Origin of the sequence: Halorubrum coriense DSM 10284 (genome assembly GCF_000337035.1) — an archaeon.
Taxonomy (GTDB): Archaea; Halobacteriota; Halobacteria; order Halobacteriales; family Haloferacaceae; genus Halorubrum; species Halorubrum coriense.
The window spans coordinates 176,421-202,147 of sequence record NZ_AOJL01000060.1 but is presented as its reverse complement, the minus strand read 5'-3'; the positions used below and the strand labels follow the sequence as shown (position 1 = coordinate 202,147).

The 25,727-nt window shown below is 72.2% G+C and carries 30 protein-coding genes; 22 read left to right on the top strand and 8 right to left on the bottom strand.

Annotated features, from left to right (window positions below):
• The first annotated feature begins 2 nt into the window (after positions 1 to 2).
• Positions 3 to 137: a hypothetical protein gene (locus C464_RS19880; RefSeq protein WP_275039722.1), complete on the top strand. Its 135-nt coding sequence runs from the start codon at positions 3 to 5 to the stop codon at positions 135 to 137.
• A gap of 85 nt (positions 138 to 222) precedes the next feature.
• Here C464_RS19880 and C464_RS14520 read toward each other — a convergent pair whose 3' ends face one another.
• A complete protein-coding gene (locus C464_RS14520) occupies positions 223 to 1,383 on the bottom strand; it encodes a nicotinate phosphoribosyltransferase (protein WP_006114510.1) in 1,161 nt (386 codons plus the stop codon).
• Between the two features lie 110 nt (positions 1,384 to 1,493).
• Complete coding sequence (locus C464_RS14515; protein ID WP_006114509.1) at positions 1,494 to 3,251, bottom strand: Hvo_1808 family surface protein; 1,758 nt, start codon at positions 3,249 to 3,251, stop codon at positions 1,494 to 1,496.
• A 183-nt stretch (positions 3,252 to 3,434) separates the two neighbouring features.
• Between C464_RS14515 and C464_RS14510 the strand changes: the two genes are divergently transcribed.
• The 16 genes from C464_RS14510 (at position 3,435) to C464_RS14440 (ending at position 15,274) form a co-directional block, all read left to right on the top strand.
• Positions 3,435 to 4,013 carry a cysteine hydrolase family protein gene (locus tag C464_RS14510; RefSeq protein WP_006114508.1) on the top strand — a complete coding sequence of 193 codons (579 nt, stop codon included), beginning with the start codon at positions 3,435 to 3,437 and terminating at the stop codon, positions 4,011 to 4,013.
• Between the two features lie 100 nt (positions 4,014 to 4,113).
• On the top strand, positions 4,114 to 4,665 hold the full coding sequence (locus C464_RS14505; protein WP_006114507.1) for a hypothetical protein: 552 nt from the start codon (positions 4,114 to 4,116) through the stop codon (positions 4,663 to 4,665).
• A gap of 87 nt (positions 4,666 to 4,752) precedes the next feature.
• On the top strand, positions 4,753 to 4,884 hold the full coding sequence (locus tag C464_RS19875; protein ID WP_006114506.1) for an HVO_2523 family zinc finger protein: 132 nt from the start codon (positions 4,753 to 4,755) through the stop codon (positions 4,882 to 4,884).
• A 159-nt stretch (positions 4,885 to 5,043) separates the two neighbouring features.
• Entirely contained in the window at positions 5,044 to 6,009 is a 966-nt protein-coding gene (locus tag C464_RS14500) for a phytoene/squalene synthase family protein (RefSeq protein WP_006114505.1), read from the top strand.
• An 8-nt stretch (positions 6,010 to 6,017) separates the two neighbouring features.
• Positions 6,018 to 6,227, top strand: a complete 210-nt coding sequence (locus C464_RS14495) for a hypothetical protein (protein WP_006114504.1) — start codon at positions 6,018 to 6,020, stop codon at positions 6,225 to 6,227.
• Between the two features lie 72 nt (positions 6,228 to 6,299).
• Positions 6,300 to 7,577: a histidinol dehydrogenase gene (gene hisD / locus C464_RS14490; RefSeq protein WP_006114503.1), complete on the top strand. Its 1,278-nt coding sequence runs from the start codon at positions 6,300 to 6,302 to the stop codon at positions 7,575 to 7,577.
• Positions 7,578 to 7,638: 61 nt separating this feature from the next.
• A complete protein-coding gene (locus tag C464_RS14485; RefSeq protein ID WP_006114502.1) occupies positions 7,639 to 8,781 on the top strand; it encodes a mechanosensitive ion channel family protein in 1,143 nt (380 codons plus the stop codon).
• A 51-nt stretch (positions 8,782 to 8,832) separates the two neighbouring features.
• The gene (locus C464_RS14480) at positions 8,833 to 9,207 is read left to right on the top strand and encodes a HesB/IscA family protein (RefSeq protein ID WP_006114501.1); all 375 of its coding nucleotides are present in this window, start codon (positions 8,833 to 8,835) and stop codon (positions 9,205 to 9,207) included.
• A 95-nt stretch (positions 9,208 to 9,302) separates the two neighbouring features.
• Positions 9,303 to 9,548, top strand: a complete 246-nt coding sequence (locus C464_RS14475; protein WP_006114500.1) for a DUF5816 domain-containing protein — start codon at positions 9,303 to 9,305, stop codon at positions 9,546 to 9,548.
• A gap of 117 nt (positions 9,549 to 9,665) precedes the next feature.
• A complete protein-coding gene (locus C464_RS14470; RefSeq protein WP_006114499.1) occupies positions 9,666 to 10,004 on the top strand; it encodes a DUF7116 family protein in 339 nt (112 codons plus the stop codon).
• Between the two features lie 48 nt (positions 10,005 to 10,052).
• Complete coding sequence (locus tag C464_RS14465) at positions 10,053 to 10,487, top strand: pyridoxamine 5'-phosphate oxidase family protein (protein ID WP_006114498.1); 435 nt, start codon at positions 10,053 to 10,055, stop codon at positions 10,485 to 10,487.
• A 92-nt stretch (positions 10,488 to 10,579) separates the two neighbouring features.
• On the top strand, positions 10,580 to 10,780 hold the full coding sequence (locus C464_RS14460; RefSeq protein WP_006114497.1) for a dodecin: 201 nt from the start codon (positions 10,580 to 10,582) through the stop codon (positions 10,778 to 10,780).
• A gap of 386 nt (positions 10,781 to 11,166) precedes the next feature.
• Entirely contained in the window at positions 11,167 to 12,402 is a 1,236-nt protein-coding gene (locus C464_RS14455; RefSeq protein ID WP_006114496.1) for an alanyl-tRNA editing protein, read from the top strand.
• Positions 12,399 to 13,436, top strand: a complete 1,038-nt coding sequence (locus C464_RS14450) for an AIR synthase family protein (RefSeq protein ID WP_006114495.1) — start codon at positions 12,399 to 12,401, stop codon at positions 13,434 to 13,436. Before C464_RS14455 ends, C464_RS14450 begins: the two co-directional genes overlap by 4 nt.
• Positions 13,437 to 13,520: 84 nt before the next feature.
• Entirely contained in the window at positions 13,521 to 14,708 is a 1,188-nt protein-coding gene (locus C464_RS14445; RefSeq protein ID WP_006114494.1) for an acyl-CoA dehydrogenase family protein, read from the top strand.
• The gene (locus C464_RS14440; RefSeq protein WP_006114493.1) at positions 14,705 to 15,274 is read left to right on the top strand and encodes an HAD family hydrolase; all 570 of its coding nucleotides are present in this window, start codon (positions 14,705 to 14,707) and stop codon (positions 15,272 to 15,274) included. Before C464_RS14445 ends, C464_RS14440 begins: the two co-directional genes overlap by 4 nt.
• Positions 15,275 to 15,299: 25 nt before the next feature.
• On the opposite strand, the gene C464_RS14435 is transcribed toward C464_RS14440, so the two are convergent.
• The gene (locus tag C464_RS14435) at positions 15,300 to 15,665 is read right to left on the bottom strand and encodes a DUF5822 domain-containing protein (protein ID WP_006114492.1); all 366 of its coding nucleotides are present in this window, start codon (positions 15,663 to 15,665) and stop codon (positions 15,300 to 15,302) included.
• A 134-nt stretch (positions 15,666 to 15,799) separates the two neighbouring features.
• Between C464_RS14435 and panB the strand changes: the two genes are divergently transcribed.
• A complete protein-coding gene (gene panB, locus C464_RS14430; RefSeq protein WP_006114491.1) occupies positions 15,800 to 16,606 on the top strand; it encodes a 3-methyl-2-oxobutanoate hydroxymethyltransferase in 807 nt (268 codons plus the stop codon).
• A 21-nt stretch (positions 16,607 to 16,627) separates the two neighbouring features.
• Here panB and C464_RS14425 read toward each other — a convergent pair whose 3' ends face one another.
• The 4 genes from C464_RS14425 to C464_RS14410 form a co-directional block, all read right to left on the bottom strand.
• Positions 16,628 to 17,506, bottom strand: a complete 879-nt coding sequence (locus tag C464_RS14425; protein ID WP_006114490.1) for a CPBP family intramembrane glutamic endopeptidase — start codon at positions 17,504 to 17,506, stop codon at positions 16,628 to 16,630.
• A gap of 100 nt (positions 17,507 to 17,606) precedes the next feature.
• A complete protein-coding gene (locus C464_RS14420) occupies positions 17,607 to 18,191 on the bottom strand; it encodes an NUDIX hydrolase (protein ID WP_006114489.1) in 585 nt (194 codons plus the stop codon).
• A 66-nt stretch (positions 18,192 to 18,257) separates the two neighbouring features.
• Positions 18,258 to 18,713, bottom strand: a complete 456-nt coding sequence (locus C464_RS14415; RefSeq protein WP_006114488.1) for a hypothetical protein — start codon at positions 18,711 to 18,713, stop codon at positions 18,258 to 18,260.
• Between the two features lie 49 nt (positions 18,714 to 18,762).
• Positions 18,763 to 20,220, bottom strand: coding sequence for a DNA polymerase Y family protein (locus C464_RS14410; RefSeq protein WP_006114487.1), 1,458 nt, complete (start codon positions 20,218 to 20,220; stop codon positions 18,763 to 18,765).
• A gap of 143 nt (positions 20,221 to 20,363) precedes the next feature.
• Between C464_RS14410 and C464_RS14405 the strand changes: the two genes are divergently transcribed.
• The 4 genes from C464_RS14405 (at position 20,364) to C464_RS14390 (ending at position 24,706) form a co-directional block, all read left to right on the top strand.
• Positions 20,364 to 22,148 (top strand): PAS domain S-box protein, encoded by a 1,785-nt coding sequence (locus C464_RS14405; protein WP_006114486.1) that lies wholly within the window; start codon positions 20,364 to 20,366, stop codon positions 22,146 to 22,148.
• 98 nt (positions 22,149 to 22,246) lie between these two features.
• The gene (locus C464_RS14400; protein WP_006114485.1) at positions 22,247 to 23,563 is read left to right on the top strand and encodes an MFS transporter; all 1,317 of its coding nucleotides are present in this window, start codon (positions 22,247 to 22,249) and stop codon (positions 23,561 to 23,563) included.
• 112 nt (positions 23,564 to 23,675) lie between these two features.
• The gene (locus tag C464_RS14395) at positions 23,676 to 23,954 is read left to right on the top strand and encodes a hypothetical protein (protein ID WP_006114484.1); all 279 of its coding nucleotides are present in this window, start codon (positions 23,676 to 23,678) and stop codon (positions 23,952 to 23,954) included.
• A 71-nt stretch (positions 23,955 to 24,025) separates the two neighbouring features.
• Positions 24,026 to 24,706, top strand: a complete 681-nt coding sequence (locus tag C464_RS14390; RefSeq protein WP_006114483.1) for a hypothetical protein — start codon at positions 24,026 to 24,028, stop codon at positions 24,704 to 24,706.
• 67 nt (positions 24,707 to 24,773) lie between these two features.
• Here C464_RS14390 and C464_RS14385 read toward each other — a convergent pair whose 3' ends face one another.
• Positions 24,774 to 25,631 carry a 3-hydroxyacyl-CoA dehydrogenase family protein gene (locus tag C464_RS14385; RefSeq protein WP_006114482.1) on the bottom strand — a complete coding sequence of 286 codons (858 nt, stop codon included), beginning with the start codon at positions 25,629 to 25,631 and terminating at the stop codon, positions 24,774 to 24,776.
• Positions 25,632 to 25,727 lie beyond the last annotated feature (96 nt).

Genomic DNA, 25,727 nt, shown 5'->3' with positions numbered 1-25,727 from the left:
CCGTGTCCGACTCGCCGCGCCGCGTCCGGGCCCGCGGCTGGGCGTGGGCCTGTCTCGCCCTCTCCGAACCGGACGGCGAACGCGTCGACGACCGCGGCGACGAGCCGAGCGACGACGCCGCGACCGACTCGGAGTGACCCGCACTGAGTAGCCGCTCGCGTCGTCCCTCCCTGAACACCGGTCGCCGGCGGCGGTCCGCGAAAATAGGCGTGAGACCCGGACCTACCGATCGCTCCCGTACTCCGCCGCCTCCGCGTCCGCGAGCGCCCGCTCCGCCGCCGCCGACAGGTCGCCCGCGTCGCCGTCGACGACCTCGCCGCCGCGGATCACGGGCTCCATGAGCGACTCCGCGCCCGCCGGCCCCGAGCGGTCCGCGAGCCCGACCGCGTGGCCCCCATCGGCGGTGCGGTAGACCGACTTCGCGCCCGAGAGCTTCCCCCGCTTGGCGGCCGGCTCGCCGTCCACTTCGACGATGTCGAGCGCGAAGTCGACCGGGTCCGCGTTGGAGACGTATCCGCCGACGCCGAACCCGTCGACGACGTCGCGCAGCTCTCGGAGGTCCGCGGGACCGAGCCCGCCGGAGGCGTACACGTCGACGTCGCCGTGGCCGCGGACGTCGAGCTCCCACCGGACCTCGCGAACGATGTGGCGGAAGTCGCCGCGACGGGAGCCGGTCGTGTCGAGGCGGACGCCGTCGAGGTCGTCGCCGAGCGTCTCCGCGGCCCGCAGCACCTCGTCGACCTCGTCGGAGTAGGTGTCACACAGCGCGATCCGGGGCGCGTCCGCCGGCACGCCCTCGTCGTAGGCGCGCCACGCGGCCTCCTGCTCGCCGCGGCCGAAGCAGATGGCGAGCGCGTGGGGCATCGTCCCGGACGCCTCGCGCCCGAGCAGTTCGCCGGCGGCGACGTGCGAGAAGCCGTCGAACCCGCCGACGAGCGCCGACCGCTCGACCGCCGCGGCTATCGCGGGGTGGACGTGGCGCGCGCCGAACGAGAGGATCTGCGACTCCGGCGCGGCGACCCGGCAGTCGAGCGCCGCCGTCGCCATCCCCGACGCGTGCGAGACGAAGCCGAGCAGCGACGTCTCGAGCCGCGCGAACGCGAGGTACGGCCCCTCGATCCGCATCACCGGGCCGCCGTCGAACAGGTGGCCCTCCGGGACCGCGTCCACGTCGACGTCGCGGCCGGCGAGCAGTTCGACGGCGTCGCCGAGCCCGGCGAACACCTCGAACTCCCCGTCCGGGAACTGGTCCGCGGTCACCTCGGCGACGACGCGGGGGTTCCGGTCCGCCGCCTCCAGCGCCGCCTCGGTCCGCTCGAAGTACGCGTCGGTCGCGCGGCCGTCCCGGATCGCGGCCGCGTCGACGATGTCGAACTCGCTCATGGTCGGTGGTTCGACCGCGGGGACGAAAAGCCACCCGTGTCGCGCCGTCGCCGCAGCGACGGAGCGCCCGCCCGACGCTCCCAGCGGACCCGCGCGCGAGACGGACGAGCCTACGCGGTCCGCCGCGCGCCCAGCGCGAGCACCGCCACGAGGGCGACGAGCGCCGCCGCGACGCCGAACCCCGGGGTGGTGCCCTCGGTGCTCTCCCCGTCGTCGCCGTCGCCGCCGTCGGTCCCGTCGCCGCCGTCTTCGTCGGTGACGTTCTCATCGTCACCGTCGGTCCCGTTGCCGTCGGTGGTGTTCCCGCCGTCGTCGCCGTCCGTTCCGTCGTCGGCTCCGTCGCCGGCGTCCGGGAGCGCGAGGTCGGCGTCCGGTCGGAGTTCGAGGACGCCCGCCGGCGAGGGCGCGTGCGTTATCGTCACGCTCGTCCCGTTGCGCTCGACGCCGTACGCGCCGGGGAAGTCGCTCTCCTCGCCGATCTCGTACACGGCCCCGTCGGCGTAGTCGTCCTCGCCGTGCGCGGTCAGCATCCGGACGTAGGCGTCGCGGAACGCCGCGGCGTCGTCCTCGGTCTGCCACTCGGTCGCCCAGACGTAGCCGTCGCGGTCGCCGTTCCGGTAGGGGTACAGCTCGTCGCCGGCCCAGCCGTCGGTCACCGGGTGCGCGTAGTTGTAGCTCGCCCGGGTCTGGAGCCGGGGCCCCGAATCGAGGTGGATCTGGACGTTCTCCCGAACGGTCGCGCCGGGCTCTAACACGGCGTACTCGTACTCCAGGCTCTGGTACCAGAACATCACGAACATCGACGCCTCGCCGGCGGTCTCCGCGCCGTCGGCCCCCTGGTCCGCGTACGTCTCCCAGCCGCCGGTCGCGGCGTCCTCGAACGAGACGTTGCCCTCCTCGTAGTCGGGGTTCCGGTGGATGACCTCCGCCGTCGACGCCGGCGGGTCGTTCATCGTCGCGTTGACGGCGGCCCAGCCGCCCTCGTCGCGGAGTTCGCGGACGTACACGGCCCCGTCGCCGTACGGCTGGAGGACGGTCTGGAGGATGCCGAAGTTGAACTCCTGCCCGCCGCCGCCCCCGCCGTCGCCCTCGGGCGCTTCGGCGCAGGTCCAGTTGGCGTCACAGCGGGCGGCGTAGCGCTCCTCGACGTGGACCGCCTCCCCCTCGATGATGCCGTCGACGGCGAGGTCGCCGTCCTGCGTGACGCCGACGTAGCGCGGGTCGGTGAGGTCGTGGTACTGGTCTTGCATCGCGTGGAGGAGCTCGTGGGCGAGCGTCGAGGGATCGATGTCGGGCGACTCCCCGTCGGGGACGACGATGACGATACGGTCCTGCGACGGCGAGTAGAAACCGGAGACCGCGCCGCCGAACACCGAGTCGATCTCGCTGTTGGCGTCCGTCCCCTCGCCGACGACGAACAGCGCCTCCCACACTTGGTCGTTCCAGCGCCGGAACGCCTCGGAGCCGTTCCCGCTCGCGGTGTCGTTGACGTACTCGCTCCGGCTGACCGTCTCGACCGGCACGTCCTTCTTGAAGGGACGCTGGCGGACGTGTTCGACGCGCGCCATCGTCAGGTCCGTCAGGGCCTCCAGCTGCGTCTCGTTGAGTCCGTCGGTCTCCGCGAAGTTCACGGACTCCTCGTAGTGGGTCCCGTTCCAACAGCCGACCAGTTCGGTGCCGTCGCCGGGGCCGCACTCGTCGGCGGAGACGGAGGGCGCGACGCCCGGCGCTGCCGGCCCGCTCCCGGACGCGGAGGCGACCGAGCCGGCGTCCGCAGCGGCGGCGACGCCGGCGGTGAAAACGACGCACAGGACGGCGACCGCGACGGCGATCGCGGTCGCGTTCGCGGGGGTGAGAACCCGTCGCATACATATCGTACCGGACGCGCCGGTAAGTAGTTTGTCGGTTCCTTCGCCGCCGCGGCCGGCGGATTTTTTCGGCCCGGCGAGCCGCCCCGTGCCCGCGTCGCGCGCCGCCGCCGCGACGGGGCGCCGGCCGGCGGATCCCGCGGCGCGGACGACGCTTTTTGCCCTCGCGCGCCAACCGCCGGTATGGCGTTCGATCCGACAGCAACCGCGGTGGTCGTCGTCGACATGCAAAACGGGTTCTGCCACCCCGACGGGAGCCTCTACGCCGAGCCGAGCGAGGCGGCCATCGAACCGGTGACGGCGCTCGTCGACCCCGCCCGCGAGGCCGGCGCGTCCGTCGTCTACACCCGCGACGTCCACCCGCCCGAGCAGTTCGACGAGACCCACTACTACGACGAGTTCGACCGGTGGGGCGAACACGTCGTCGAGGGGTCGTGGGACGCCGAACTCGTCGGCGACCTCGACGTCCGCGACGGGGACCACGTCGTCGAGAAGCACACCTACGACGCCTTCTATCGCACGGACCTAGAGGGACACCTCGACGCGCACGGGATCGACGACCTGCTGATCTGCGGCACGCTCGCGAACGTCTGCGTCCTCCACACCGCCGGCAGCGCTGGCCTCCGGGACTACCGCCCGGTCGTCGTCGAGGACGCGCTCGGCTACATCACCGAGGGACACCGCGAGTACGCCGTCGACCACGCCGACTGGCTGTTCGGCGAGACGGCGACCCGCGACGACGTCGCCTTCGCGTCCGCGTGATCGGAGAGCCCCCCCGGCGGCGAACGTTCCGGATATCCGTAATTATCGCGCGCGGAAATCGGCGTGTAATCCTTTTCACCGCTCGCCGAAACCGCGGGGTATGGACATCTCTCGACGGGGCGTGCTCGGCGGCCTCGGCGCGGTCTGCGCGGTCGGTGCCGTCGGTTTCGCGGGCGCGGCCAGGGTGACGGACGGCGAGGCGCTCGCCGGCGTCGGCGGCGACGGACCCGGACCGACGGGCGGCGGTTCCGACGCCGACGCCGGCCCGCGATCGGCCGCCGTCGACCCGGACGCGCCGTTCGTCGCGCGCCTGACCGGCGACGACGGGACCGACGCGCTGCTGTTCGACGCGGGCGACCTCGACCGCGTCAAGGGGGTCTTCGCCGAGGACGGCGAGTACCTCGTCCAGGTCGCGCTCCCCGACGCGGGCGTCGAGTCGTTCCGGACCCGCCTCGACGAGGCCGGCGCGACGGACGACCCGGCGGCGTTCGTCGTGTCGATGACGCTCGACGGGACCGAGGTGCGGCGCGTCGAACTCGACCGCCAGACGGTCGACGCGCTCACCGGGTCCGAGTGGGAGGGCGTGTTGACGCTCCCGTTCGGCGAGGAGTCGGTCGCCCGGTCCGTGTACGACAGGCTGGCGGACGAGTGACCCCGTCGCCGGCCGGACGCTGACTGGTCAGGGTCTGGGCGGGCGGCCGTCGGATAGCGTTTTGTCTCTCGACCGCGAAGTCCGCCCGTGAGCGACGAACGCGCCCGAGACGGCGGCCGCCCCTGTCCGCTCTGTGAGACCCCGATGTACCACCGGCACTGTAAGTACGTCTGCCCGGCTCACGGCGTCGTCTACGACTGTAGCGACACCTTCTACTGAGCCGCCGGTCGCCTCGCGCGTCGCGGCGGTCGCCGGAATTCCCCGGTCCGGCCGAGACCCGAACTGTGTTGTGCGAACTGTTATGTTCTTGGAGGCCGACTTTTCTTTTATGATGGGCGACCCGTACGTGACCCTCCTTGCCGACCGCCCGAGGTCAGCATGGTAGAGCAAAACCAGGTTGCCCGGAGCAAGCGGATCCAGCGCCGCACCGGGAAGACCTTCCACGTCGCCACCCGGCTGCTGCCACAGCGGATTCGCCATCCGACGTACGTGCTGTACGGATTCTTCCGGATCGCCGACGAGGTTGTCGACGCCGAAGACACCGCGCCGCCCGCCGAGCAGCGGGCCGAACTCGACCGGCTCCGGGCCGCCGCGCTCGGCGAGGAGTCGACCGACGACCCCGTGTTGGAGGCGTTCGCCGAGGTGCGCGAGCGCAACGGGATCCGCGACGAGGACGTCCACTCGTTCGTGGACGCGATGGCGAGCGATATCGACACCGACCGGTACGAGACGTACGCCGAGTTGGAGACGTACATGGACGGCTCCGCGGCCGCCGTCGGGCGGATGATGACGGCGATCATGGACCTCGGCCCCGAGGAGGAGGCCGAGGCGCTCCCGCACGCCACGAAGCTCGGCGAGGCGTTCCAGATGACGAACTTCCTCCGGGACGTCCGCGAGGACGTCGTCGAGCGCGACCGGATCTACCTCCCGCTGGAGACCCTCCGCCGCCACGGCGTGAGCGAGGAGCAGATCCTCGACCTGGAGTTCGGCGAGGACGTCGCGGCCGCGATCCGCGATGAGATGGCCCGCACCGAGCGCCTCTACGAGGAGGGCGTCGCAGGGATCAAGTACCTCCCCGAGGACTGTCAGCTCGCGGTGCTGCTCGCGGCGGTGCTGTACGTCGACCACCACCGACTCATCCGCGACCTCGGGTACGACACCGTCTCGACCACCCCGGAGCTGTCGCTCACGCGGAAGCTGTCGCTGCTCGTCCGAACCCGCTGGAAGTGGCAGTGGAACCGCGACCCCGAGGCGGTGTTCTACGACATGTGTACCGACTTCGACCCCAGCCGCGAGCCCCACGGCCACGGCCCCCACGGGACCGGCGTCCCCCAGACGGACTGAGCGCCCGGATGGATCGCTCCCGGTTCGTCGCGCTCGCGTTCGCCGCGTTCGGCCTCGTGTTCATTTCCTTCCTCATCCGCGGCACGACGCGACTGGTGGCCCCGTACGGGGTCGCCGTCGCCGCGTCCGCCCCCGTCCTCTTCGCGGCGGCGGCGCTGCTGGCCGCGCTCCTCGTCCTCGCACTGCTCGACGTCACCGGGATCCGACCGCTGACGTGAGCGCCGGCGCGGTCGGCCCGGGCGGTCCGACCGAGTCGGAACGCCCTTGCCCCGCGGTCCCCCACGACGCGTATGGACGTACGAACCGTCGCGGACCTCTCGCCGGCCGAACGGCGCGCCTTCTTCGAGCGCGACGCCGGCGTCGAGGGGGTCCGCGAAGACGTGCGGGAGATCGTCGACCGGGTCCGCGAGGAGGGCGATGTCGCGGTCCGCGAGTTCGCCGAGGAGTTCGACGGGGTCGCCGTCGGCAACGTGGACATCACCGACGACGCGGCGCGGGCGCACGAGGAGCTCGCCGACGCGGACGATCCGGTCCTCGACGCCGTCCGAGAGGCGGCCGCGAACGTCCGCGAGTTCCACGAACGACAGCGACCGGAAGACTGGCGCGACGACTTCGGCGGCCGAGAGCTCGGCCGGCGCTTCCGCCCGATCGACCGCGTCGGGGTGTACGTGCCCGGCGGCGCGGCCGCGTACCCCTCCAGCGCGCTGATGGGCGTCATCCCCGCGGTCGTCGCCGGCGTCGACCACGTCGCGGTCGCCACGCCGCCGGCGGCGGACCTGAACCCGGTCACCCTCGCGGCGATCCACGAGGCGGGGGCCGACGCGGTGTACCAGGTCGGCGGCGCGCAGGCCATCGCCGCGCTCGCGTACGGCACGGAGACGGTGACGCGGACCCAGAAGATCGTGGGGCCCGGGAACAAGTGGGTCACCGCGGCGAAGTCGATCGTTCAGGGCGACGTGGAGATCGACTTCCTCGCCGGGCCGAGCGAGGTGCTGGTCCTCGCGGACGAGACGGCGGACCCCGACCTCGTGGCGGCCGACCTCGTCGCGCAGGCCGAACACGACCCGAACGCCTCCGTGGTCGCTGTCACCGACGACGCCGACCTCGCCGACGCGGTCGTCGACGCGGTCGACGCGCAGGCGGCAGAGCGCGAGCGCGAGGAGACGATCCGGGCCGCCCTCGACAACGAGGCCTCCGGCGTCCTCCGCGCGCGGTCGATGCCCGAGGCCGTGCTGTTCGCCGAGGAGTACGCCGCCGAGCACCTCTCGATCGTCGCCGCCGACGACGAGGCGCTCTTAGATCGGATCACCAACGCCGGCTCCGTCTTCCTCGGGCCGTACTCGCCCGTCGCCGCGGGCGATTACGCGGCCGGGACGAACCACGTGCTGCCGACGAACGGCGGCGCGAAGCGGTACGGCGGACTCTCCGTGGACACGTTCCTCCGATCGTCGACGGTCCAGCGGCTCGACCGCGACGCGCTCGCCGACCTCTCCGAGACGGTCACGACGCTCGCCGAGGCGGAGGGGTTGGACGCGCACGCCGAGAGCGTCCGGAAGCGGTTCGAGTAGCCGCGCGTCCGGCGGTTCGGCGGGCAGCAACGGTTATGTCACGGAACCGCCTCGGAACGGTATGTTTCCGTCGCCGCTGACGCTGTTCGAGGGGTTCACGGCGCTGGAAGCGACGGTCGCGGTCCTCGTCGTCTCGGTCGTCGCCGCCGTGGGGATGGAGTACGCGATCCTGCGGGCCGCCCGCCGGTACGTCGCGAGCACCGACTCCGCGTACGACGACATCGTCGTCTCCTCGCTCCGCGCGCCGCTCGTCGTCACCGCCGCGCTCGCCGGCGTGTTCCTCCTCACGCAGGTGCCGTCGGTCCGGTCGTCGGTGCTCGTGAGCCCCGAACTGCTCGACGCGGCGTTCGGGCGGCCGTCGCTGTCGGTCATCGCCCTCGTCTGGGCGTACGGGGCGAACACCGTCGTGAACCGACTTGTCGCCGCGGTCAACGCCGAGGGCGGCCGGTTCGACTTCGCGCCCGTGTTCTCGAACGTCTGGACGCTCGCGGTGCTCGTCGGGAGCGTCGGCACCCTCCTGTGGCTGTGGGGTATCGAGATCACGCCCCTGCTCGGCGCGGCGGGGGTCGCGGGCATCGCGGTCGGCTTCGCCGCGAAGGACACCGTCGCGAACTTCTTCGGCGGGATCGCGCTGTACTTCGACGACACCTACAAGATCGGCGACTACATCGTCTTGGACGACGGCACCGCCGGCACGGTGATCAAGGTCGGCGTGCGCTCGACGACGCTGCTCACCCGCGACGAGGTGCTGGTGACGGTTCCGAACGCGGCGCTCAACGCCTCGAAGGTGACGAACGAGTCCGCGCCCCAGCGCCGCCGCCGCGTCCGGGTCCCGATCGGCGTCGCCTACGGGACGGACGTGGACGAGTTCGAGGCGCTCGCGATGGCGGTTGTGGAGGCCGAACCGCTGGTCCTCGACTCCCCGAAGCCGCGGGCGCGGTTCCGGTCGTTCGGCGACTCGTCACTCCGGTACGAGATCCTCTGTTGGGTGAACGGGCCCACCCGTCGCCGGCGCGCGCAACACGAACTCAACCGCGCGCTGTACGTGGCGCTTCAGGAGGCCGGCATCGAGATCCCGTACCCGAAGCGCGACGTGACGGTCAGCGGGGCCGTCGGCCCTGCCGCGGCCGCTCGCAACGGCGCGCCCGAACCCGAGTCGGACCCGAACACCGACGCGGATCCGAGCGCTGACGCAGCGACCTGACGGGTCGCCTCCGCCGGCAGGGTTTTGAGTGTCGACGCCGAACGCGTTCGCATGAGTACCGAACCGGCCGACACCGGGACCGAGGGGAACGACCCGGCGATCGAGGTGACGCCGGACGCCGCCGAGGAGGCGCTCTCGCTCCTGGCGGGCGAGGGGCTCGACACCGACATCGCCGGACTGCGGCTGTTCGTCCAGCAGGGCGGCTGCGCGGGGCTGTCGTACGGCATGCGCTTCGACACCGAGCCGGAGGAGGACGACCTCGTCGTGGAACACCACGGGCTCCGCGTGTTCGTCGACCCCGCGAGCCGGAACTACATCGGCGGGAGCACGCTCGACTACGAACACGGGCTCCAGGCGGCCGGCTTCGAGGTCGAGAACCCGAACGTCGTCTCCGAGTGCGGCTGCGGCGAGTCCTTCCGGACGTAACGGCCCCGTTCGCGGTTCGATCTCCTGTTTTCGACCTCCCCGTTCCGCGACCCGCGAGTCCGCCGCTTAAGTCGCTCGGGCGGGTACGGGCTCTCATGAGTCTGGAAGCGACGACGACGCCGAGCGGGGAGCGGGTGTACACCGACCGGTCGCGCACGGAACGCGGCGCGGACGGCCCCTTCTACCTCGTGTTCGCCGACGAGGCGGCCGAGTCCCGCTGGGGGTTCCGCTGCGGCAACTGCGGCTCGTTCGACACGGCGATGGACACGATGGGCCGGATCCAGTGTACCGAGTGCGGCAACCTCCGGAAGCCGGACGATTGGGACGCGGCCCACGAGTGAGTCTCCGGCGACGAGCCGCGCTCGCGGCTCTCCCGACCGTTCCCGGTCGCACCGACGATTCTCCGCATCCGAAATCGTGAGAAACTTTATCACGGATGGAACCGAACTCCGAGGTAGATGGCCACTGCGAGCATCCCCCCGACGACCGAGGCCAGAGACGTCTTCCGCGAACTGGGATACACCGTCTCCGACGGCGGACGAGAGTTCGTCGCGGAACGCAAGTGGCGGCGCGTGTTCGTGACGGTGCTGTGTATGGACGACGACGACCTCGACCCGTATCTCGCAGACGGCGGTGACGCGGCTCGGCTCCGGTGTTTCGTCACGTGGCGCGACCGCGCGGCCGACCTCCAGGAACGGCTCGTCACCTCGAAACCCCCCTACGACTGGGCCGTCATCGGCGTCGACCACGACGGCGAGGACTTCGCCGTGATGGAAGGCGCGCCGGGAAGCCCCTGACCGCCCCCGCGGCTACGGGTATTTGCGGCCCCGTCGCGTACGGTCCTCATGGAACACGTCGAGTACGTCTACACCAGCGGCATGACCGAGTCGGCTATCGACGCCCGCCTCCGGGCCGGCGAACACGGCGTTCTGGGGTTGGCGAACGGCGACGACGCGTACGCCGTCCCGCTCAGCTACCACTACGACGGCGACCGCCTCCTCCTCCGCGTGAGCGCACACGACGGCGACGGCGAGAAGGGCCGGTTCATCGAGGCGACCGACACCGCCACGTTCGTGTGCTACGAGGGGTCGACGGACGAGTCGTGGAGCGTCCACGTCCGCGGGCCGATCAGGCGGTACGAGCGCGATGTCGACGAGGCGACGCTCAACGAGTGGTTCCAGCCGTTCCGGCTCTTCGACGAAGCGGTCGAGGACGTCGCGTTCGACCTCTACGAACTGCGGATGGAGACCGTCACCGGTCGCGCGACCGTGGGCAGGTAGCCGGCTGAGCGACGCCGGAGACGGGGGTCGCCCCCACTTCGCCCCCGGAGACGCCTATTTTTATCCCCCCGTGTGTCCTACCAGCACGTGACATGGTGTTCAAGAAGATCACGCTGATCGGGACGAGCGAGGAGAGCTTCGACGCCGCGGCCGACGACGCCATCGACCGCGCCGAGGACACGCTGGACAACGTCTACTGGGTCGAAGTCGAGGAGTTCGGCGTCGAGTTACAGGGCGCGACCGACCGCGAGTATCAGGCCGAAGTCGAGGTCGCGTTCGAACTGGAGGGGTGAGCTCGGCGGTTCTCGCCATTTATGAGTAGCCGCTAGCGGTGCCGGCGTCCGTTTACGAATTGATCCCCACGGATCGTCGACGAGTACCGCGAGGCCCAGTCGTTCGGTCGTACATTGCCGGCACCGCCAGTACCACCACCGAAGCCCCGCCCCGCACAGCTCCGCAGCCTCACGCCTCCCCAGCCTCGTCGCCGGCGGCTCCCGCCGCCAGCGACTCCCTCGCGCGTGCGCCTCGCGGCCGCCTTCGGCGGCCACTCGGAGGCACGCAGAGAGGCGCGACGCGCCTCTTACAGCCGGCGGCAGAGCCGCCGGCGACGCCACCGCAGTCGGTTATCAGCTATGCGGCGGCGGTCACCTATTTACCCGCCCGCGCCCACGACCCGGCAATGACCGCTTCACGCGCGCCGGCCGAGCCGACGGTCCGGGAGTTCGAAGCGACGGTCGACCGCGTCGACGGCCGCGAGGTCGTCCTCGACGAGACGTACTTCTACCCCGAATCGGGCGGCCAACCGGCCGACCGGGGGACGCTCGACGGCCACCTCGTCGCCGACGTGACCGAGCGGGACGGCGACGTGGTCCACGCGCTCGACCCCGACGCGGACCCCGACCTCGCGCCCGGCGACGAGGTCGCGGGCCTGATCAACGACGCGTTCCGGACCTACTGCGCCCGCGCGCACACCGCCTCCCACGTGCTGTACGGGGCCGCGCGCCGGATCGCCGAGGACCTCGGTTACGCCGGCTTCGACATCTCGGAGACGAAGGTCCGCGTCGACCTGACGACCGCCGAGCCGCTGGACGACGGCGACCTGGTCGAGTTAGAGCGGCTCGCCGACCGCGCCGTCTGGGACTCGCTGCCCGTCTCGTGGGCGACGCACTCGGCCGAGGAGGCCCGCGACGTCGACGGGATCGCGTTCAACACCAAAACCGAGGAGGGCGCGATGAGCGGCGGCGCGGTCCGTGTCGTGACGGTCGGCGACGCGGACGACCCGTGGGACGTCGCCGCCTGCGGCGGGACCCACGTCGCGAACACCGCCGAGATCGGACCGATCGCGGTGCTGGACCGGTCGAACCCGGGCGAGGGCGTGACCCGCGTCGAGTTCGCGGTCGGGCCGACCGCCATCGACGAGATCGGCGCGGTCCACGCCGCCGCGCTCGACGCCGCGACGACGCTGGACGCCCGCGTCGGCGACCTCCCCGACGCCGTCTCCCGCCTCCGCGACGAGGCCGACCGGCTGGAGGCGGACCTCCGGGAGGCGCGGGGAGAGCTGCTCGCCGCCCGCCTGCGGGACCTCCCGACCGTCGAGGTCGACGGCGCGCGGTGGGCGATCGGGACCGTCGCCGACGCCGAACCGAACGAGCTCCGGGAGCCGGCGACCGCAATCGTCGACGGCGACTCGGGCGGACCGGACGACGACCTCGACGCCCTCGCCGCGGTCGGCGCGGGCGACGCCCCCTTCGTCGTGGTCGCGGCCGCCGGCGACGCGACCGTCGACGCGGGCGACGCCGTCGGCGCGGTCACCGACGAGTTCGGCGGCGGGGGCGGCGGCGGCCCGACGTTCGCGCAGGGCGGCGGCCTCGACGCGGACCCGAAGGCCGTCGCGGCGTGGCTCCGCGAGCGATGACCGGGAAGCTGGGCCCCGAGGCGCTCGCCGCGGCGCTCGCGGCGACCGGCGCGCCCGACGCCGCGGTGACGCAGGGACCGGCTTACGGCGAGGACGCGGCCGCGATCGACCTGCGCGGCGCGGGCGAGACGCTCGTCGTCGCGGCCGACCCGCTGTCGCTGGCGGCCGAGTCGGTCGGGACGCTAGCGGTCCACGTCGCCTGTAACGACGTCGCCGCGAGCGGGGCCGACCCGCGGTGGCTCACGCACACGCTCTTCCTGCCGGACGACGATCCCGACCGACTCCGGGCCGTCGTCGACCAGGTCGACGCGACCGCGAGCGCCCTCGGCGCGTCGGTCGTCGGGGGCCACACCGAGGTGCTGGACGCGCTCGACCGCCCGCTCTGCTCGATGACGGCGATGGGGACGACGGACCGCTTCGTGTCGAGCGGCGGGGCCGAGCCGGGCGACCGCCTCCTGCTCACGAAGGGCGCGGCGATCGAGGCGACGGCCATCCTCGCGACCGACTTCCGCGAGGAGTGTCTGGCGGCCGGCGTCGCTCCCGCGACGCTCGACGCCGCCGCGGACTTCCTCGACGAGGTGAGCGTCGTCCCCGACGCGGCCGCGGTCCGCGACGCCGCGACCGCGCTCCACGACCCGACGGAGGGCGGCGTCGCGACCGCCCTCGTCGAGATGGCGGCGGCGAGCGAGGCGGTCTTCGCGGTCGACCGGGGCGCGGTCCCGGTCCGCCCCGAGACGCGGGCCTGCTGTGACGCGCTCGGCGTCGACCCGCTCGCGACGTTCGGCTCCGGCGCGCTGCTGGCCGCCGTCCCGCCGGCGCGGGTCGACGACGCGCTCGACGCCCTCGACGCGGCCGGGATCGCGGGCGCGGAGATCGGCGTCGTCGAGGCCGCCGCGACCGGGGACGCCGACTCGGCCGACGACGCGGCCGCCGGTCACGCCGCGGGCACCGTCCGACTCGGCGGGGAGGCGCTCACCGAGCCGCCCCGCGACGAGTTGTACCCGCTCTGGGCGGCGCGCGACTCGGGCGAGTAGGCGGCGTCGACGCCGTCCGGGACACCGAGGCGGACGGTCCCGCGGATCGCTCACCTTTTTCGGTGAGGGACCGAAGTCGGTGACATGACCGGAGCACGCGTCGGCTCGGCGCTCACCGACGAACAGCAGGCGGTCCACGACCTCGTCGAGGAGTTCGCGGCCGCGGAGGTCCGACCGACCGCGGCCGAAGCCGACGAGACGGAGACGTTCCCGGAGGACGTGTGGGACGGGCTCGCGGAGCTGGGCCTGACGGGACTGACGGTCCCCGAGGAGTACGGCGGGTTCGGGGCCGACGAGACGACCTACGCGGTCGCCAACGAGGCGCTGGCGCACGGGTCGCTCGCGGTCGCGACCGCGCTCTCCGTCCACTGCCTCGCCACCTCCTGTATCGCCGAGTTCGGCAGCGAGGCCCAGCGCGAGGCGTGGCTCCCCGAGATGGCCGAGACCGGCAGACCGGTCGGGATGTTCTGTCTCTCCGAGCCGCACGCGGGCTCGAACCCCGCGGAGATGTCGACGACCGCGACGTACGACCCCGAGACCGACGAGTACGTCCTGAACGGCGAGAAGCAGTGGATCACGAACGGGAAGCGCGGCGGCGTCGCCATCGTCTTCGCGAAGGTCGACGACGAGGCACGCGACGGCGACGACGCCAGCGACCCCGACGACGCGATCACGCAGTTCCTCGTGCCGGCCGACACGGACGGCTTCGAGGTCGGCAAGAAGGAGGAGAAGCTCGGGCTCCGCGCGTCGGACACGACCGGAATCAGCTTCGACGACTGCCGGGTCCCCGCCGAGAACCGGCTTACTGAGCCGGGGAAGGGGCTATCCGCGGCCTTCCGGACGCTCACCGAGGGCCGGATCGGCATCGCGGCGCAGGCGGTCGGCGTCGCGCAGGCGGCGCTCGACGAGGCGAAATCGTACGCGGAGGAGCGCGAGCAGTTCGACCGGCCGATCGCGGAGATACAGACGATCCGGCACAAGCTCGCGGAGATGTCGACCGACGTGTCGGCCGCACGGCTGCTCGTCCGCGAGGCGTGCCGGCAGGCGGAGGCGGGCGAGGACTACCGCGTCGCCGCCTCGAAGGCGAAGTACCGCGCCAGCGAGGCCGCCATGTCGGTGACGAACGAGGCGATCCAGATCCACGGCGGCTACGGCTACACGACCGAGTTCGACGTCGAGCGCCTTTACCGCGACGCGAAGATCACGGAGATATACGAGGGGACCACGGAGGTCCAGAAGACGATCGTCGCTCGGGGGGTGTTCGGCGAGTGAGCGACGGGTCCCGGCTCGCCGCGTACGACGCGGTCGTCTACGACCTCGACGGGACGCTCGTCGAGCTCGCGGTCGACTGGGACGCGGTCGCCGACGCGGTCCTCGACGTGTACGCCGAACACGCGCTCATCCCGCCGACCGAGGAGCTGTGGGGGCTCCTCGGGGCGGCCGACGACTACGGGATCCGGGACGCGGTCGAGGAGGCGATCGCGGGCCACGAGCGCCCCGGCGCCCGCGGCTCGACGCGGCTCCCGCTCGCCGAGCGACTCGCGGACGGCGACGCCCCCCACCCGCCCGCGGGCGTCTGCTCGCTCAACTGCGAGGCGGCGTGCCGGATCGCGGCCGAGACGCACGGGCTCGACGACGCGCTCGTCGCGGACGCGATCGTCGGCCGCGACACCGTCGGGAGCCACAAGCCCGACCCCGCGTCGCTGCTCGCGGCGATCGACCGGCTCGGGGCCCCCCCGGCGGACGCGCTGTTCGTCGGCGACTCGCGGACCGACGCGGTGGCCGCCGAGCGCGGTGACGTCGACTTCGCGTGGGTCTCGGACCTGCTCGCCGAGTAGCGACCCGTACCGCGCCGCTCGCGGTTCAGTCGGCTCTCTCGGTCTCGTCGGTCGGGTCGGCGGTCGAGTCGACGGACTCCGACCCGTCCTCTCCGGCCGCGCCGTCGTCGTCGCCGTCTCGCTCCGTTCCGCCGGCAGCGTCGCCGTTCGAGCCGCCGTCGCCGGCCTCGGCCCGCCGCGCGTACAGCGCGACCGCGACCGCGGTGACGAACCAGATGGGTGCGCCGACCCGGACCGCGAACGCGGCGCGCGCGCCCCACGTCTCCAGCGTCACGAGCGTCGACAGCAGCGCCACGACGGGAGCCCCCACGAGGATGGTGACGACGAACGTCGTCTGCATCACCCACGCGTAGTCGACCCCCTCGTACTCGGCCCGTTCGACTGGTTGCACGCGACCGACTCGGCGGCCGAGCGGCAAATCGGTGGCGGTCGGCGGCGGTCCGGGCCCGCCACGCCGTTCGGACGTGCCGCCCCGCCTTTCCGGTTCCCGACGATTTTACGGCGTCGCGCGGGTGACTCCGAGACATGACCACGACGCGGGGGCTGTGGGAGCGCGAGGACCCGATCACGATGTTGACCGCCTACGACGCCCCGACGGCGGCGATCGTCGACGAGGCGGGGATCGATGTCGTCCTCGTCGGCGACAGCATGGGCAACGCCGCCCTCGGCTACGACTCCACGCTCCCCGTCACGTTCGACGAGGTGGCGGGCCGGACCGCGGCGGTGGCGCGCGCGACCGAGGACGCGCTGGTCGTCGCCGACATGCCGTTCCTCTCCTTCGGCGTCGACGAGGCCGAGTCCGTCCGCAACGCGGGCCGCCTGCTGAAGGAGGCGAACGCGGACGCGGTGAAGATCGAGAGCGGCCCGCACACCGTCGAGACCACCCGGCGCATGACCGAGGTCGGGATCCCGGTGATGGCGCACCTCGGCCTGACGCCGCAGCACGTGAACCGCCTCGGCGGCTACACCCGGCAGGGGACCGAGCAGGACGCGGCCGAGGAGATAATCGACCTCGCGGGGGCGCACGCCGACGCCGGGGCGTTCGCCCTCGTGTTGGAACACGTCCCCGCGAACCTCGCGGGCGCGGTGACCGAGGCGCTCGACGTCCCGACGATCGGCATCGGCGCGGGCCCCGACTGCGACGGGCAGGTGCTCGTGATCAACGACGCGGTCGGGCTCGGCGAGTGGTCGCCGCCGTTCGCGAAGCGGTTCGGGGACGTGCGCGGCGAGATGGTCGACGCCGTCGAGGCGTACGAGGCGGCCGTGACCAGCGGCGAGTTCCCCGCGGAGGAACACTCGCACGTCGAGGAGGAACTGGGCGACCTGTACTGAGGGCGCTCGACCGCTCGCGGATCAGACCGGGAGGAAGCCGATCACCGCCGGCATCGCGTCCGGACCGACCTGCGTGACGGTGACGTAGAGGATGGTGAAGATCACGGCGTTGTGGAGGCCGTGGAGCAGCGCGGGGACGACGAGGTTCTCGGTGTACTCGTACACCGCGCCGAACACGAGGCTCGGCACGAACAGGATGCCGATCGTCGTCAGCCGCGCGGAGAGCCCCCCGGTCAGCGCCATCACGTGAATGACCGCGAAGATCGCGGCCGAGAGCACGATCGACGGGGCCGCGGGCAGCGACTCGCGGAGCCGCCCCTGGACGACGCCGCGGTAGAGGATCTCCTCGCAGGGGCCGATGACGAGGAACGAGGCGGCGATAAAGAGCGGGATGATCGCCGGGTTCCCCATCGCCAGCTCCGCGCTCTGGTTCGCCGCCGTCTCCGTCCCGAGCAGCTGGACGATCGTCGAGATCACGAGGACCAGTATCAGGATCACGACCCAGCTGCCGAGGACGATCCCGATCTCCTTGAGGCTCGGCACCCGGACGCCGAGGTACGAGACGATCCCCTCGCGGTCGAACCCGCGCCACGCGAGGTAGGCGATCGCCAGCCCGCCGAACGCGACGTACTGGCCGAATATCAGGGTCAGGACGACGCTCGCCGCCAGCGAGAGCCCCCCGGTCAACGCGCTGATGGCGAAGATGATCCCGCCGCTCGCGATCGCGATCACGGGGCCGAGGACGCCGAGGACCAGCGCCGTCGCCACCGCGACACCCGGCGAGCCGCCGGTCGTCCCGGGGCCGCCGGCGTCGTCGGAGACGGCGTCCGGGTCGACCTCGTCGAACTCTTCGGGGACCCCGCCGTCCGGAGTCGGATCGCCGCTGGAGGGATCTGTCATCGTCTCGGGTAGGGCCCCCGCGGCAAAATGATTGTCCGTGTCGGAAGCGGCCGGCGTCGACCCTCGGCCGACCGGTAGCTCACGAACCGCCCGCCGCCCGCTATCGGTGGAGCAGCTCGTACCACAGCACCGCGGTGACGGCCCGCCCGTCGCGCAGTTCGTCGTCGACGACCGCGGCGAGGAGGTCGTCGTACGGCACCGTCTCGACCGCGATCGACTCGTTGTGGTCCAACTCGCGCTCGGCGGTCGGCTCGCAGCCGGTCGCCAGCACGTGGTGGTGGACCGCGTTGGCCATCCCGTTCGTGGGCTCGACGGTGGTCAACCGCTCGAAGGCGTCGGCCTCGTACCCCGTCTCCTCGGCGAGCTCGCGGGCCGCGGCGCGCTCGATCGCGTCGGTCGTCGCGGCCTCCCCCTCGCCCGCGGACTCCGCGTCACCGTCTTCCGCCTCCATCGTCCCGGCGGGGATCCCGCGGTTCACCCGCCCGACCGCCTGCCGCCACTCGTCGATGACGACGACGTCGCCGTCGGGCGTCAGCGGGAGCACCACGACCGCCGGCGGCTCGTCGACGTAGTGGAACCCGTCGGTCTCCCCGTCCGGGAACCGCACCTCGTCGCGTCGCACGTCGAAGCCGGGGCAGGCGTAGTCGATGTCGGTGTCGAGCGTCTCCCACGCGAGGTCGTCCATGCGTTCGGATCGGCGCTCGGGCGTCTTAATCCCCGTACTCCGCGGGCGCGTCACTCGCCGGGCGCGTCATTCCGCGGCCGCGTCCCGTCGCCGGTCTCTGACCTCGGCGACCGCCCGCCCCGCGACCGCGCCGGCGACCCACGCGATCGCCCCCAGCGCGAGCGCCTCGACCCCGACGAAGACGAGGCCGTCGAGCTCGCCGAGCGCGCCGACGCGCTCCCCGAGGGACCGACCGGAGAGGCCCAGCAGGTAGTGGTCGGCGTTGGCCCCGAGCAGCGCTCCGTAGACGGCCCCCCACGCGAGCGCGATCCCGGCCCGCCGGTAGGCGAGGACCGCGGCCGCGAGGACGCCGACGGTCGCGGCGTCGATCGCGAGGAACACCACCCCGCCGGCGTGGGAGAAGACGCCCAGCGCGTAGCCGGCGAAGGAGACGAGCAACAGCAGCGGCGGGACGAGGAGCCGATACCGACGCGACGAGTCGTCCGGGGTCGCACCGAGGAGGACGCGGCGAGCGAGGGACATGGTCCTGGATCGTTTCGACCGAGTGATAAATCCACGCCCCGGGAGCGGCTCACGACCAGTCGCCGAGCGACGCCTGTCCGTCGGCGGTCCGGCGCTCGGCGTCGCGCGCCGTCGCGTCGCCCTCCGCCGCTTCCGACTCGGGCTTCCCGTCGACCCAGTCGGTGAGCTTCCCGCCGTCGCCGTCGGTGGCGGTCGTCCGAGCGCCGGCCCCGCGGGCGTCGTCGCCCGCCCCGCGGTCCCCCTCTCCCCGCCCGTCGTCCGCGTCGAACCCGCCGAGCGTCGCCTGGTCGGTCTCGGCGAAGTCGAGGTTCGAGACGCGCACGCCGAGCTTCCGGACGCGGGTCTCGTCGAACTCGGCGAGCAGGTCGAGCGCCACCTCCTCGACGAGGTCCGGGTCGTCGACCGGGCCGGGGAGGCTCCGGGCGCGGGTGTTCACGTCGAACGGCGGCTCGACCGCCTTGATCCCGATGGTGCGGTAGAGGCAGCCCCGCTCGCGGGCGCGGCGGGCCACGTCGGCCGCGAGCGCCGACACCGTCTCCCGCTTCGTCGCCCCGTCGGCGGTCGTCGGCAGCGCCGACTCCCGCGAGAGGCTCTTCGGGAGGCCGGTCGGCGTCACCTCCCGGTCGTCGTCGCCGGCGGCGCGCCGGGAGAGCTCGGGGCCGCGCTCGCCGAGCGCGTCGGCGAGCCGGTCGCGGTCGGCGGCGGCCAGGTCGCCGGCGGTCTCGATTCCCAAGTCGGCCAGCGTCGCCTCGGTCACGGGCCCGACCCCGTGGACGTCGGCGGTCGGCAGCGGCGCGAGGAACTCGGCCGCCGACCCCGGCGGCACGACGACGAGGCCGTCCGGCTTGTCGGCGTCGCTCGCCACCTTCGCGGCCGACATGTTGGGCGCGACGCCGACGCTCGCGGGCACGCCGGCCTCGCGCTCGATCCGGTCTTTCACGTACCGGGCGTACCCCTCCGCGAGCGTCCGCGCCTCGGCGGGCCCGGCCGCGGCGCTCGGCGGCGGGTCGGCCGGGTCGTCGCCCGCGACCGTCCACGCGGTCCGGTCGGTGACGTCGAGGTACGCCTCGTCGATGCTCACCTCGCGGCGGGTGTCGGCGCAGTCGCGAAGCACCTCCTTCACCTCGCTCGCCACGTCCTCGTAGAAGTCGAGGTCGACCGGGACGTACCGGCCGGCGTCCGCCGGGTCCGGCGCGTCGGGGTCGTCCGGGTCCGCGTCGGCGCGGCGGGGGAGCAGCTCCAGCGCCTTCGAGATCGGCATCGCGCTCTCGACGCCGAACTCGCGGGCCTCGTAGCTCGCGGTCGCGACCGCGCCGATAGACTCGCCCGGCTCGTACCCCATCCCGACCACGACGGGCTCGCCCGCGAGGTCGGGGTGACGCAGCCGCTCGCAGGAGGCGTAAAAGCAGTCCATGTCGACGTGGCAGACGACGCGGTCCGCGGCGTCGTCGTCCCCGCCGCCGGCACCCGGGAGCGTCTCCCCGGCGACTGGCGTCCCGCCGGTCATTGCCCCAGACTCCGCGCTCCGCGGACTTAAGAATCAGCCACGCGCGGCGGAACTGAACGCGGGTCCGGGCCGTCTCCGATCACAGATCCAAATCCGATAGCCGGGTCGGTAGTCGTTTATTCGGCGCGCCCGTGTTACGCCGTATGTCCGCAGCGATCGACGTGCTACACGTCGACGACGATCCGTCGGTCCTGGACCTCACGGAGGCGTACTTGGAGCGGGAGCTCGATTGGGTGGCGGTGACGAGCGTGACCGACCCCGAGACCGCCTTAGACCGGCTCGACGAGGACACCTTCGACTGCGTGGTCAGCGACTACGACATGCCCGCGATGGACGGGCTGGAGCTGTTCGACGCGATCCCGGAGCAGTACCAGAAGATACCCTTCGTGCTGTACACCGGCAAGGGATCCGAGGAGATCGCGAGCCAGGCGATAAACGCCGGGGTCACCGGCTACTTCCAGAAGGGCGGCCCCGAGCAGCTCCGCCGGCTCGCGAACCGCGTCGACCAGGCCGTCGACGAGTACCGGACCAAGGCGATCGCGGAGCGCTACTCGACGGTCATCGAGGCGCTCGGCTACCCCGTCTACGTCGTCGACGAGACCGGCGAGTTCCGCTTCGTCAACGAGCCGTTCGCCGAGCTCACCGGCTACGACCGCGAGGAGATCATCGGGGAGAAGCCCGGATTCATCAAGGACGACGCGGCGGTCCAAGAGGCCGAAGACCGGCTCGGCACGATCCTCTCGTCCTCGGGCCCCGATGTCCAGCACTTCGGCGTCGACATCTTCCCGAAGGAGGGGGAGCCCATCCCGTGTCGGGACCACATGGCGGCGCTCCCGTACGAGGGCGACACCTTCGACGGCAGCGTCGGCATCCTCCGAGACGTCTCCGACGAGCGGGAGCGCCGCGAGGAGCTGGAGACGAAGACGCGCGCGCTCGACGAGGCACCGGTCGGGATCACCGTCACGGACCCCGAACAGGAGGACAATCCGATGGTGTACGTCAACGACCGGTTCGTCGAGATGACCGGCTACGACCGCGAGGAGTCGATCGGCGTCAACTGCCGGTTCCTCCAGGGCCCGGACACCGAGGAGGCGTCCGTCCAGGAGCTCCGCGACGCGATCGACGCCGACGACCCGACGACCGTCGAGCTGTTGAACTACCGGAAGGACGGGACAGAGTTCTGGAACCGAGTCAGCATCGCCCCGATCTGCGACGCGGACGGTTCCGTCACGCACTGGGTCGGCTTCCAGGAGGACATCACGGAGTTCAAACAGCGCGAGGCGGCCCTCGAACGACAGAACGACCGGCTCGACTCCTTCGCCAGCATCGTCTCCCACGACCTGCGCAATCCGTTGAACGTCGCGCAGGGGCGCGTCCAGCTGGCGCGAGACCTCTCCGACGACGCGGAGAACTTGGACGCCGCCCTCGACGCGCTCGACCGGATGGAGTCGATCGTCGAGCGCACGCTCGCGCTCGCCCGCGAGGGCGACACGGTCGGGGACCCGGAGCACGTCGACCTCGCCGACGTCGCCGACGACAGCTGGTCGACCGTCGACACGGGGGCGGCGACGCTCTCCGTCGAGACCGACCGCGGGGTGCTCGCGGACCCCGACCGCCTCCGGAACCTCTTCGAGAACCTGATGCGCAACGCCGTCGACCACGCCGGCGAGGACGTGTCGATCCGGGTCGGCGACCTGCCCGACGGGTTCTTCGTCGAGGACGACGGCCCAGGGATCGACCCCGCGGTCGCCGACTCCCTCTTCGAGCCGGGCGAGAGCGGCACCGCGGGCAACACCGGGTTTGGTCTCACGATCGTCCAAGAGATAGCCACGGCGCACGGCTGGTCCGTCGAGGCCACGACCGCCGCCGACGGCGGCGCGCGGTTCGAGGTACGCGGGGTCGACAAGCGGACGCCGGCGACCCACTGAGGCGACCGGCGTCGCCGCGACCGCACCCGCCGGCCGGAAAGCGGATCGACTCCCCCCGTTCACAAGCGCCTTTATGATCCGTTCCGAACGATCAATAAATGGGGATCCTCTCCGGCGTCACCGACACCGACAGCCGCGTGATCGTGTTGGCGCTCGCGCGGATGGTCGGCGCGGCCGGGAACTCCTTTCTCATCGTCGTCCTCCCGCTGTACATCACCAGCGACCTCGTCGACATCGAGGGGTTACTCGGCGTCGAGGTCGGCGTCGGCGCGGCCGCGGTCACGCTGACCGAACCGCTGCTCATCGGGGTCGTCCTCTCGCTTTTCGGCTTCCTCAACAGCCTCTCGCAGCCGTTCACCGGGCGGCTCTCCGACCGCGTCGGCGCGCGGCGCCCCTTCGTCCTCGCCGGGATCCTCCTCTTGGGGACCGCCAGCGGACTGTACACGGTGGCGACGAGCTACCCCGCGTTGGTCGTGCTCCGCGCGATCCAGGGGCTCGGCGCGGCGCTCATCATCCCCGCCACGGTCGCCCTGGTGAACGAGTACGCGGCGAGCGACGCCGACCGCGGCGGGAACTTCGGGGTGTACAACACGTTCCGACTCATCGGGTTCGGCTTCGGACCGGTCCTCGCGGGCGCGGTCGTCGCGCGCGGACCGTACGACCTCTCTCCCGTCGGACTCCCGGTCATCGACGGGTTCGACGCCGCCTTCGTCGCGGCCTGTGCGGGGGCGTATCTCAGCTTCGCGCTGGTGTTCCTCCTCGTCAGGGACGCCGACGACACCGCCGAGGCGGGCGACGACGTGTCGATCCGAGTCCGCGGCGAGGACCGCCTGCTCGACCCCGTGTTCACGCTCGGGCTCGCGACCGTCGCGATGGGGGCGTGTATCGCCCTGTTCGCGACCCTCCAGAATCAGGTGAACGTCCGGCTGGACCAGCCGCCGGTGTGGTTCGGGGCGCAGTTCGCGGCCGTCACGATCGCCAACGTGATCTTCCAGGTGCCGGTGGGGCGCGCCAGCGACCGGATCGGTCGCCGGCCGTTCCTGCTCGCCGGCTTCGTCCTCCTCGTCCCGACGACGCTGCTCCAGGGGATCGTGACGGAGCCGGCGCTGATGATGCTCGTCCGGCTCGGGCAGGGGGTCGCGGTCGCGTGCGTGTTCGCGCCGTCGCTCGCGCTCGCCGGCGACCTCGCGCGGGAGGGCGAGTCGGGGACCACGCTGTCGGTGCTCACGATGGGGTTCGGCTTCGGCGTCGCGCTCGGGCCGCTGGCGTCCGGCTGGCTCTACGGCTTCGGGTTCGTCGTCCCCTTCGCTGTCGGGGCCGCGGCCGCGGCGGTCGCGCTGGTCGCGGTGTTCACGCAGGTCGAGGAGACGCTGGACGTGGGAGACGAGCCGGCCGCCGCGGCGGGGGCGGACTGACGGAGCGCGGCGACGGGGGCGGACCGACGGAGCGGAGCCGGTCGTCGAGGCCGGCTCCGCTCGGGCTTCGCCCGTCAACAGACCCATACCCGCCGCGGCCGAACGCGGACGCGTGCCGAGCGACCGCGTCCACTGCGTGGAGTGCCGCGAGCCGATCCCGACCGACGCGCGGATCTGCCCGTACTGCCGCGCCATTCAGCCCTCGCCGCTGCTCGACGTCGGCGTCGTCGTCGCCGGCGTGTTCGCGCTGCTGTTCGGCGTCGTCCTCGCCGTGATGAGCGTCGGGACGAGCCGGCTCCTCGGGTTCGTCCTGCTCGTCGTCGGCTTCGGCCTCGCCGTCGGCGGGTACACGCGCTACCTCGACCGGCAGGCGGCAAGTCGGGCGCGGTGACCCGCCGGTCGCGGCCTTCGCGTCGCCTCGGGCGTGACGATTTAAGTGCCAGCGACCGCCACGATACGGATGTGCTCTCCCCACTCAACGGCGGTCTGATATTCGTCGGGCTGGCGCTCGCGTTCGTCGGCGCGGCGGTCTCGGTCTACGCGGTGACGCTGACGGGGCTGCTCGTCGGGGCCGGTGCCGGCTACCTCTTCGCCCCGAACGTCGTCGGCCTCGTCGCGGTCGACGGGGCCGTCCTCACCGCCGGGGCGGTCGCCGTCGGCGGCCTCCTCGGCGGCTTTCTGGCCTACGCCGGGCTCTCCTTCGCGGTGTTGGGGATCGGCGGCGTCGTCGGTGGCTTCGCCGGACGGTTCGCGGTGGGCCCGCTGTACGCGGCGGACGCCGCGGGGATCGAGGGGACGGTCCTGCTCGTCGGCGCGACGCTCGCGGGCGTCGCGGTCGGCGCGCTGTTCGGCTTCGTCCTCACGCGGACGACGCTCGTGGTCTCGACGGCGCTCATCGGCGCGGCGTTCGCCTCGCGGTCGCTCACCCCGGCGAACTTCGAGACCGCCGCCGCCGAGACGACCGTCGAGCCCCTCCTCTTCGACCTCTCCGCGCCGGCGTTCCTCGCGGTGTTCGTCCTCGGGGCGCTCTCGCAGCTGGGCCTGTTCCGCTTCGGCTACGTGACGAAGCTGGTCGGCCTGCTGCCCGGTGCGCGTCGGTGGACGGCGGACGACGACCGCGACGGCAAGGCGGAGGGCGCGTGAGCGCCGGGGTCGTCGGACGTTACGGAGAGTCGAGGAGAAAGCCTCGCGCTTCAGCGCGGGGAGGATGTCAATCGTACTCGTAGAAGCCGCGACCGGTCTTCTTGCCGAGGTCGCCCGCCTCAACCTTGCGCTTGAGGAGGTAGGCGGGTTTGTAGCGGTCGCCGAGCTCGTCGTGGAGCGTCTCGCTGGCGTCGAGCGCCACGTCGAGGCCGATGTGGTCGGCGAGTTCGAGCGGGCCCATCGGGACGTTCGTGCCGAGTTTCATCCCGCGGTCGATGTCGGCCTTGTCGGCGACGCCCTCGTCGTACGCGCGGATCCCCTCGTTTATCCACGGCATCAGGATGCGGTTGGTGACGAAGCCGGGCTTGTCGTCGGCCTCCCACGTCTCCTTGCCGAGGGCCTCGGCGAAGGCGTGCGCGAAGTCGACGACCGCCGGGTCGGTGCGTTCGCCCACGACGACCTCGACGCCGTCCATGATCGGGACGGGGTTCATGAAGTGGAGGCCGACCACGTCGCTCGCGCGGTCCGTGGCGCTCGCGATGGTCGTGATCGACAGCGTGGAGGTGTTCGTCGCGAGGACGACGTCGTCGTCGGTGACGCGGTCTAAGTCCCCGAACACGTCGCGTTTCACGTCGAGGTCCTCTATCACGGCCTCGACGACGAGGTCGGCGTCCGCGAGGTCGTCGAGGGCGGTCGTCCCCGCGATCCGGTCGCGGACCGCGTCGGGGTCCTCGTCGAGCGCCCCCTTCCCGGCCAGCCGGTCGAGGCTGTCCTCGACGGCGTCGAGCCCGCGCTCGACGTACTCGTCCTCGACGTCGCGCAGCACCACGTCGTACCCCGCCGCCGCCGCGACCTGCGCGATCCCGTTCCCCATCGTCCCGGCCCCGACGACGCCGACGACGTCGACCTCGGATAGCGTTCGCATGCGGACCGCTGCCGCGCCGCGGGTGGTAAGTATTGCGAAAGCGTCCGTCGAACGCGCGGAGCGCGGAGAAATTAACAATATGAGTAGTAACGAGTG

What these genes read in the sequence shown, in the direction of transcription:
- C464_RS14495 (WP_006114504.1), top strand. Translation starts at nt 6,018, where the DNA reads ATGGATCGCTCCCGGTTCGTCGCGCTCGCGTTCGCCGCGTTCGGCCTC.
- C464_RS14510 (WP_006114508.1), top strand. Translation starts at nt 3,435, where the DNA reads ATGGCGTTCGATCCGACAGCAACCGCGGTGGTCGTCGTCGACATGCAA.
- C464_RS14385 (WP_006114482.1), bottom strand. Translation starts at nt 25,631, where the DNA reads ATGCGAACGCTATCCGAGGTCGACGTCGTCGGCGTCGTCGGGGCCGGG.
- C464_RS14415 (WP_006114488.1), bottom strand. Translation starts at nt 18,713, where the DNA reads ATGTCCCTCGCTCGCCGCGTCCTCCTCGGTGCGACCCCGGACGACTCG.
- C464_RS14475 (WP_006114500.1), top strand. Translation starts at nt 9,303, where the DNA reads ATGAGTCTGGAAGCGACGACGACGCCGAGCGGGGAGCGGGTGTACACC.
- C464_RS14405 (WP_006114486.1), top strand. Translation starts at nt 20,364, where the DNA reads ATGTCCGCAGCGATCGACGTGCTACACGTCGACGACGATCCGTCGGTC.
- C464_RS14400 (WP_006114485.1), top strand. Translation starts at nt 22,247, where the DNA reads ATGGGGATCCTCTCCGGCGTCACCGACACCGACAGCCGCGTGATCGTG.
- C464_RS14500 (WP_006114505.1), top strand. Translation starts at nt 5,044, where the DNA reads ATGGTAGAGCAAAACCAGGTTGCCCGGAGCAAGCGGATCCAGCGCCGC.
- hisD (WP_006114503.1), top strand. Translation starts at nt 6,300, where the DNA reads ATGGACGTACGAACCGTCGCGGACCTCTCGCCGGCCGAACGGCGCGCC.
- C464_RS14505 (WP_006114507.1), top strand. Translation starts at nt 4,114, where the DNA reads ATGGACATCTCTCGACGGGGCGTGCTCGGCGGCCTCGGCGCGGTCTGC.
- C464_RS14485 (WP_006114502.1), top strand. Translation starts at nt 7,639, where the DNA reads ATGTTTCCGTCGCCGCTGACGCTGTTCGAGGGGTTCACGGCGCTGGAA.
- C464_RS14410 (WP_006114487.1), bottom strand. Translation starts at nt 20,220, where the DNA reads ATGACCGGCGGGACGCCAGTCGCCGGGGAGACGCTCCCGGGTGCCGGC.
- C464_RS14465 (WP_006114498.1), top strand. Translation starts at nt 10,053, where the DNA reads ATGGAACACGTCGAGTACGTCTACACCAGCGGCATGACCGAGTCGGCT.
- C464_RS14455 (WP_006114496.1), top strand. Translation starts at nt 11,167, where the DNA reads ATGACCGCTTCACGCGCGCCGGCCGAGCCGACGGTCCGGGAGTTCGAA.
- C464_RS14515 (WP_006114509.1), bottom strand. Translation starts at nt 3,251, where the DNA reads ATGCGACGGGTTCTCACCCCCGCGAACGCGACCGCGATCGCCGTCGCG.
- C464_RS14445 (WP_006114494.1), top strand. Translation starts at nt 13,521, where the DNA reads ATGACCGGAGCACGCGTCGGCTCGGCGCTCACCGACGAACAGCAGGCG.
- C464_RS14450 (WP_006114495.1), top strand. Translation starts at nt 12,399, where the DNA reads ATGACCGGGAAGCTGGGCCCCGAGGCGCTCGCCGCGGCGCTCGCGGCG.
- C464_RS14520 (WP_006114510.1), bottom strand. Translation starts at nt 1,383, where the DNA reads ATGAGCGAGTTCGACATCGTCGACGCGGCCGCGATCCGGGACGGCCGC.
- C464_RS14425 (WP_006114490.1), bottom strand. Translation starts at nt 17,506, where the DNA reads ATGACAGATCCCTCCAGCGGCGATCCGACTCCGGACGGCGGGGTCCCC.
- C464_RS14480 (WP_006114501.1), top strand. Translation starts at nt 8,833, where the DNA reads ATGAGTACCGAACCGGCCGACACCGGGACCGAGGGGAACGACCCGGCG.
- C464_RS14420 (WP_006114489.1), bottom strand. Translation starts at nt 18,191, where the DNA reads ATGGACGACCTCGCGTGGGAGACGCTCGACACCGACATCGACTACGCC.
- panB (WP_006114491.1), top strand. Translation starts at nt 15,800, where the DNA reads ATGACCACGACGCGGGGGCTGTGGGAGCGCGAGGACCCGATCACGATG.
- C464_RS14470 (WP_006114499.1), top strand. Translation starts at nt 9,666, where the DNA reads ATGGCCACTGCGAGCATCCCCCCGACGACCGAGGCCAGAGACGTCTTC.
- C464_RS14460 (WP_006114497.1), top strand. Translation starts at nt 10,580, where the DNA reads ATGGTGTTCAAGAAGATCACGCTGATCGGGACGAGCGAGGAGAGCTTC.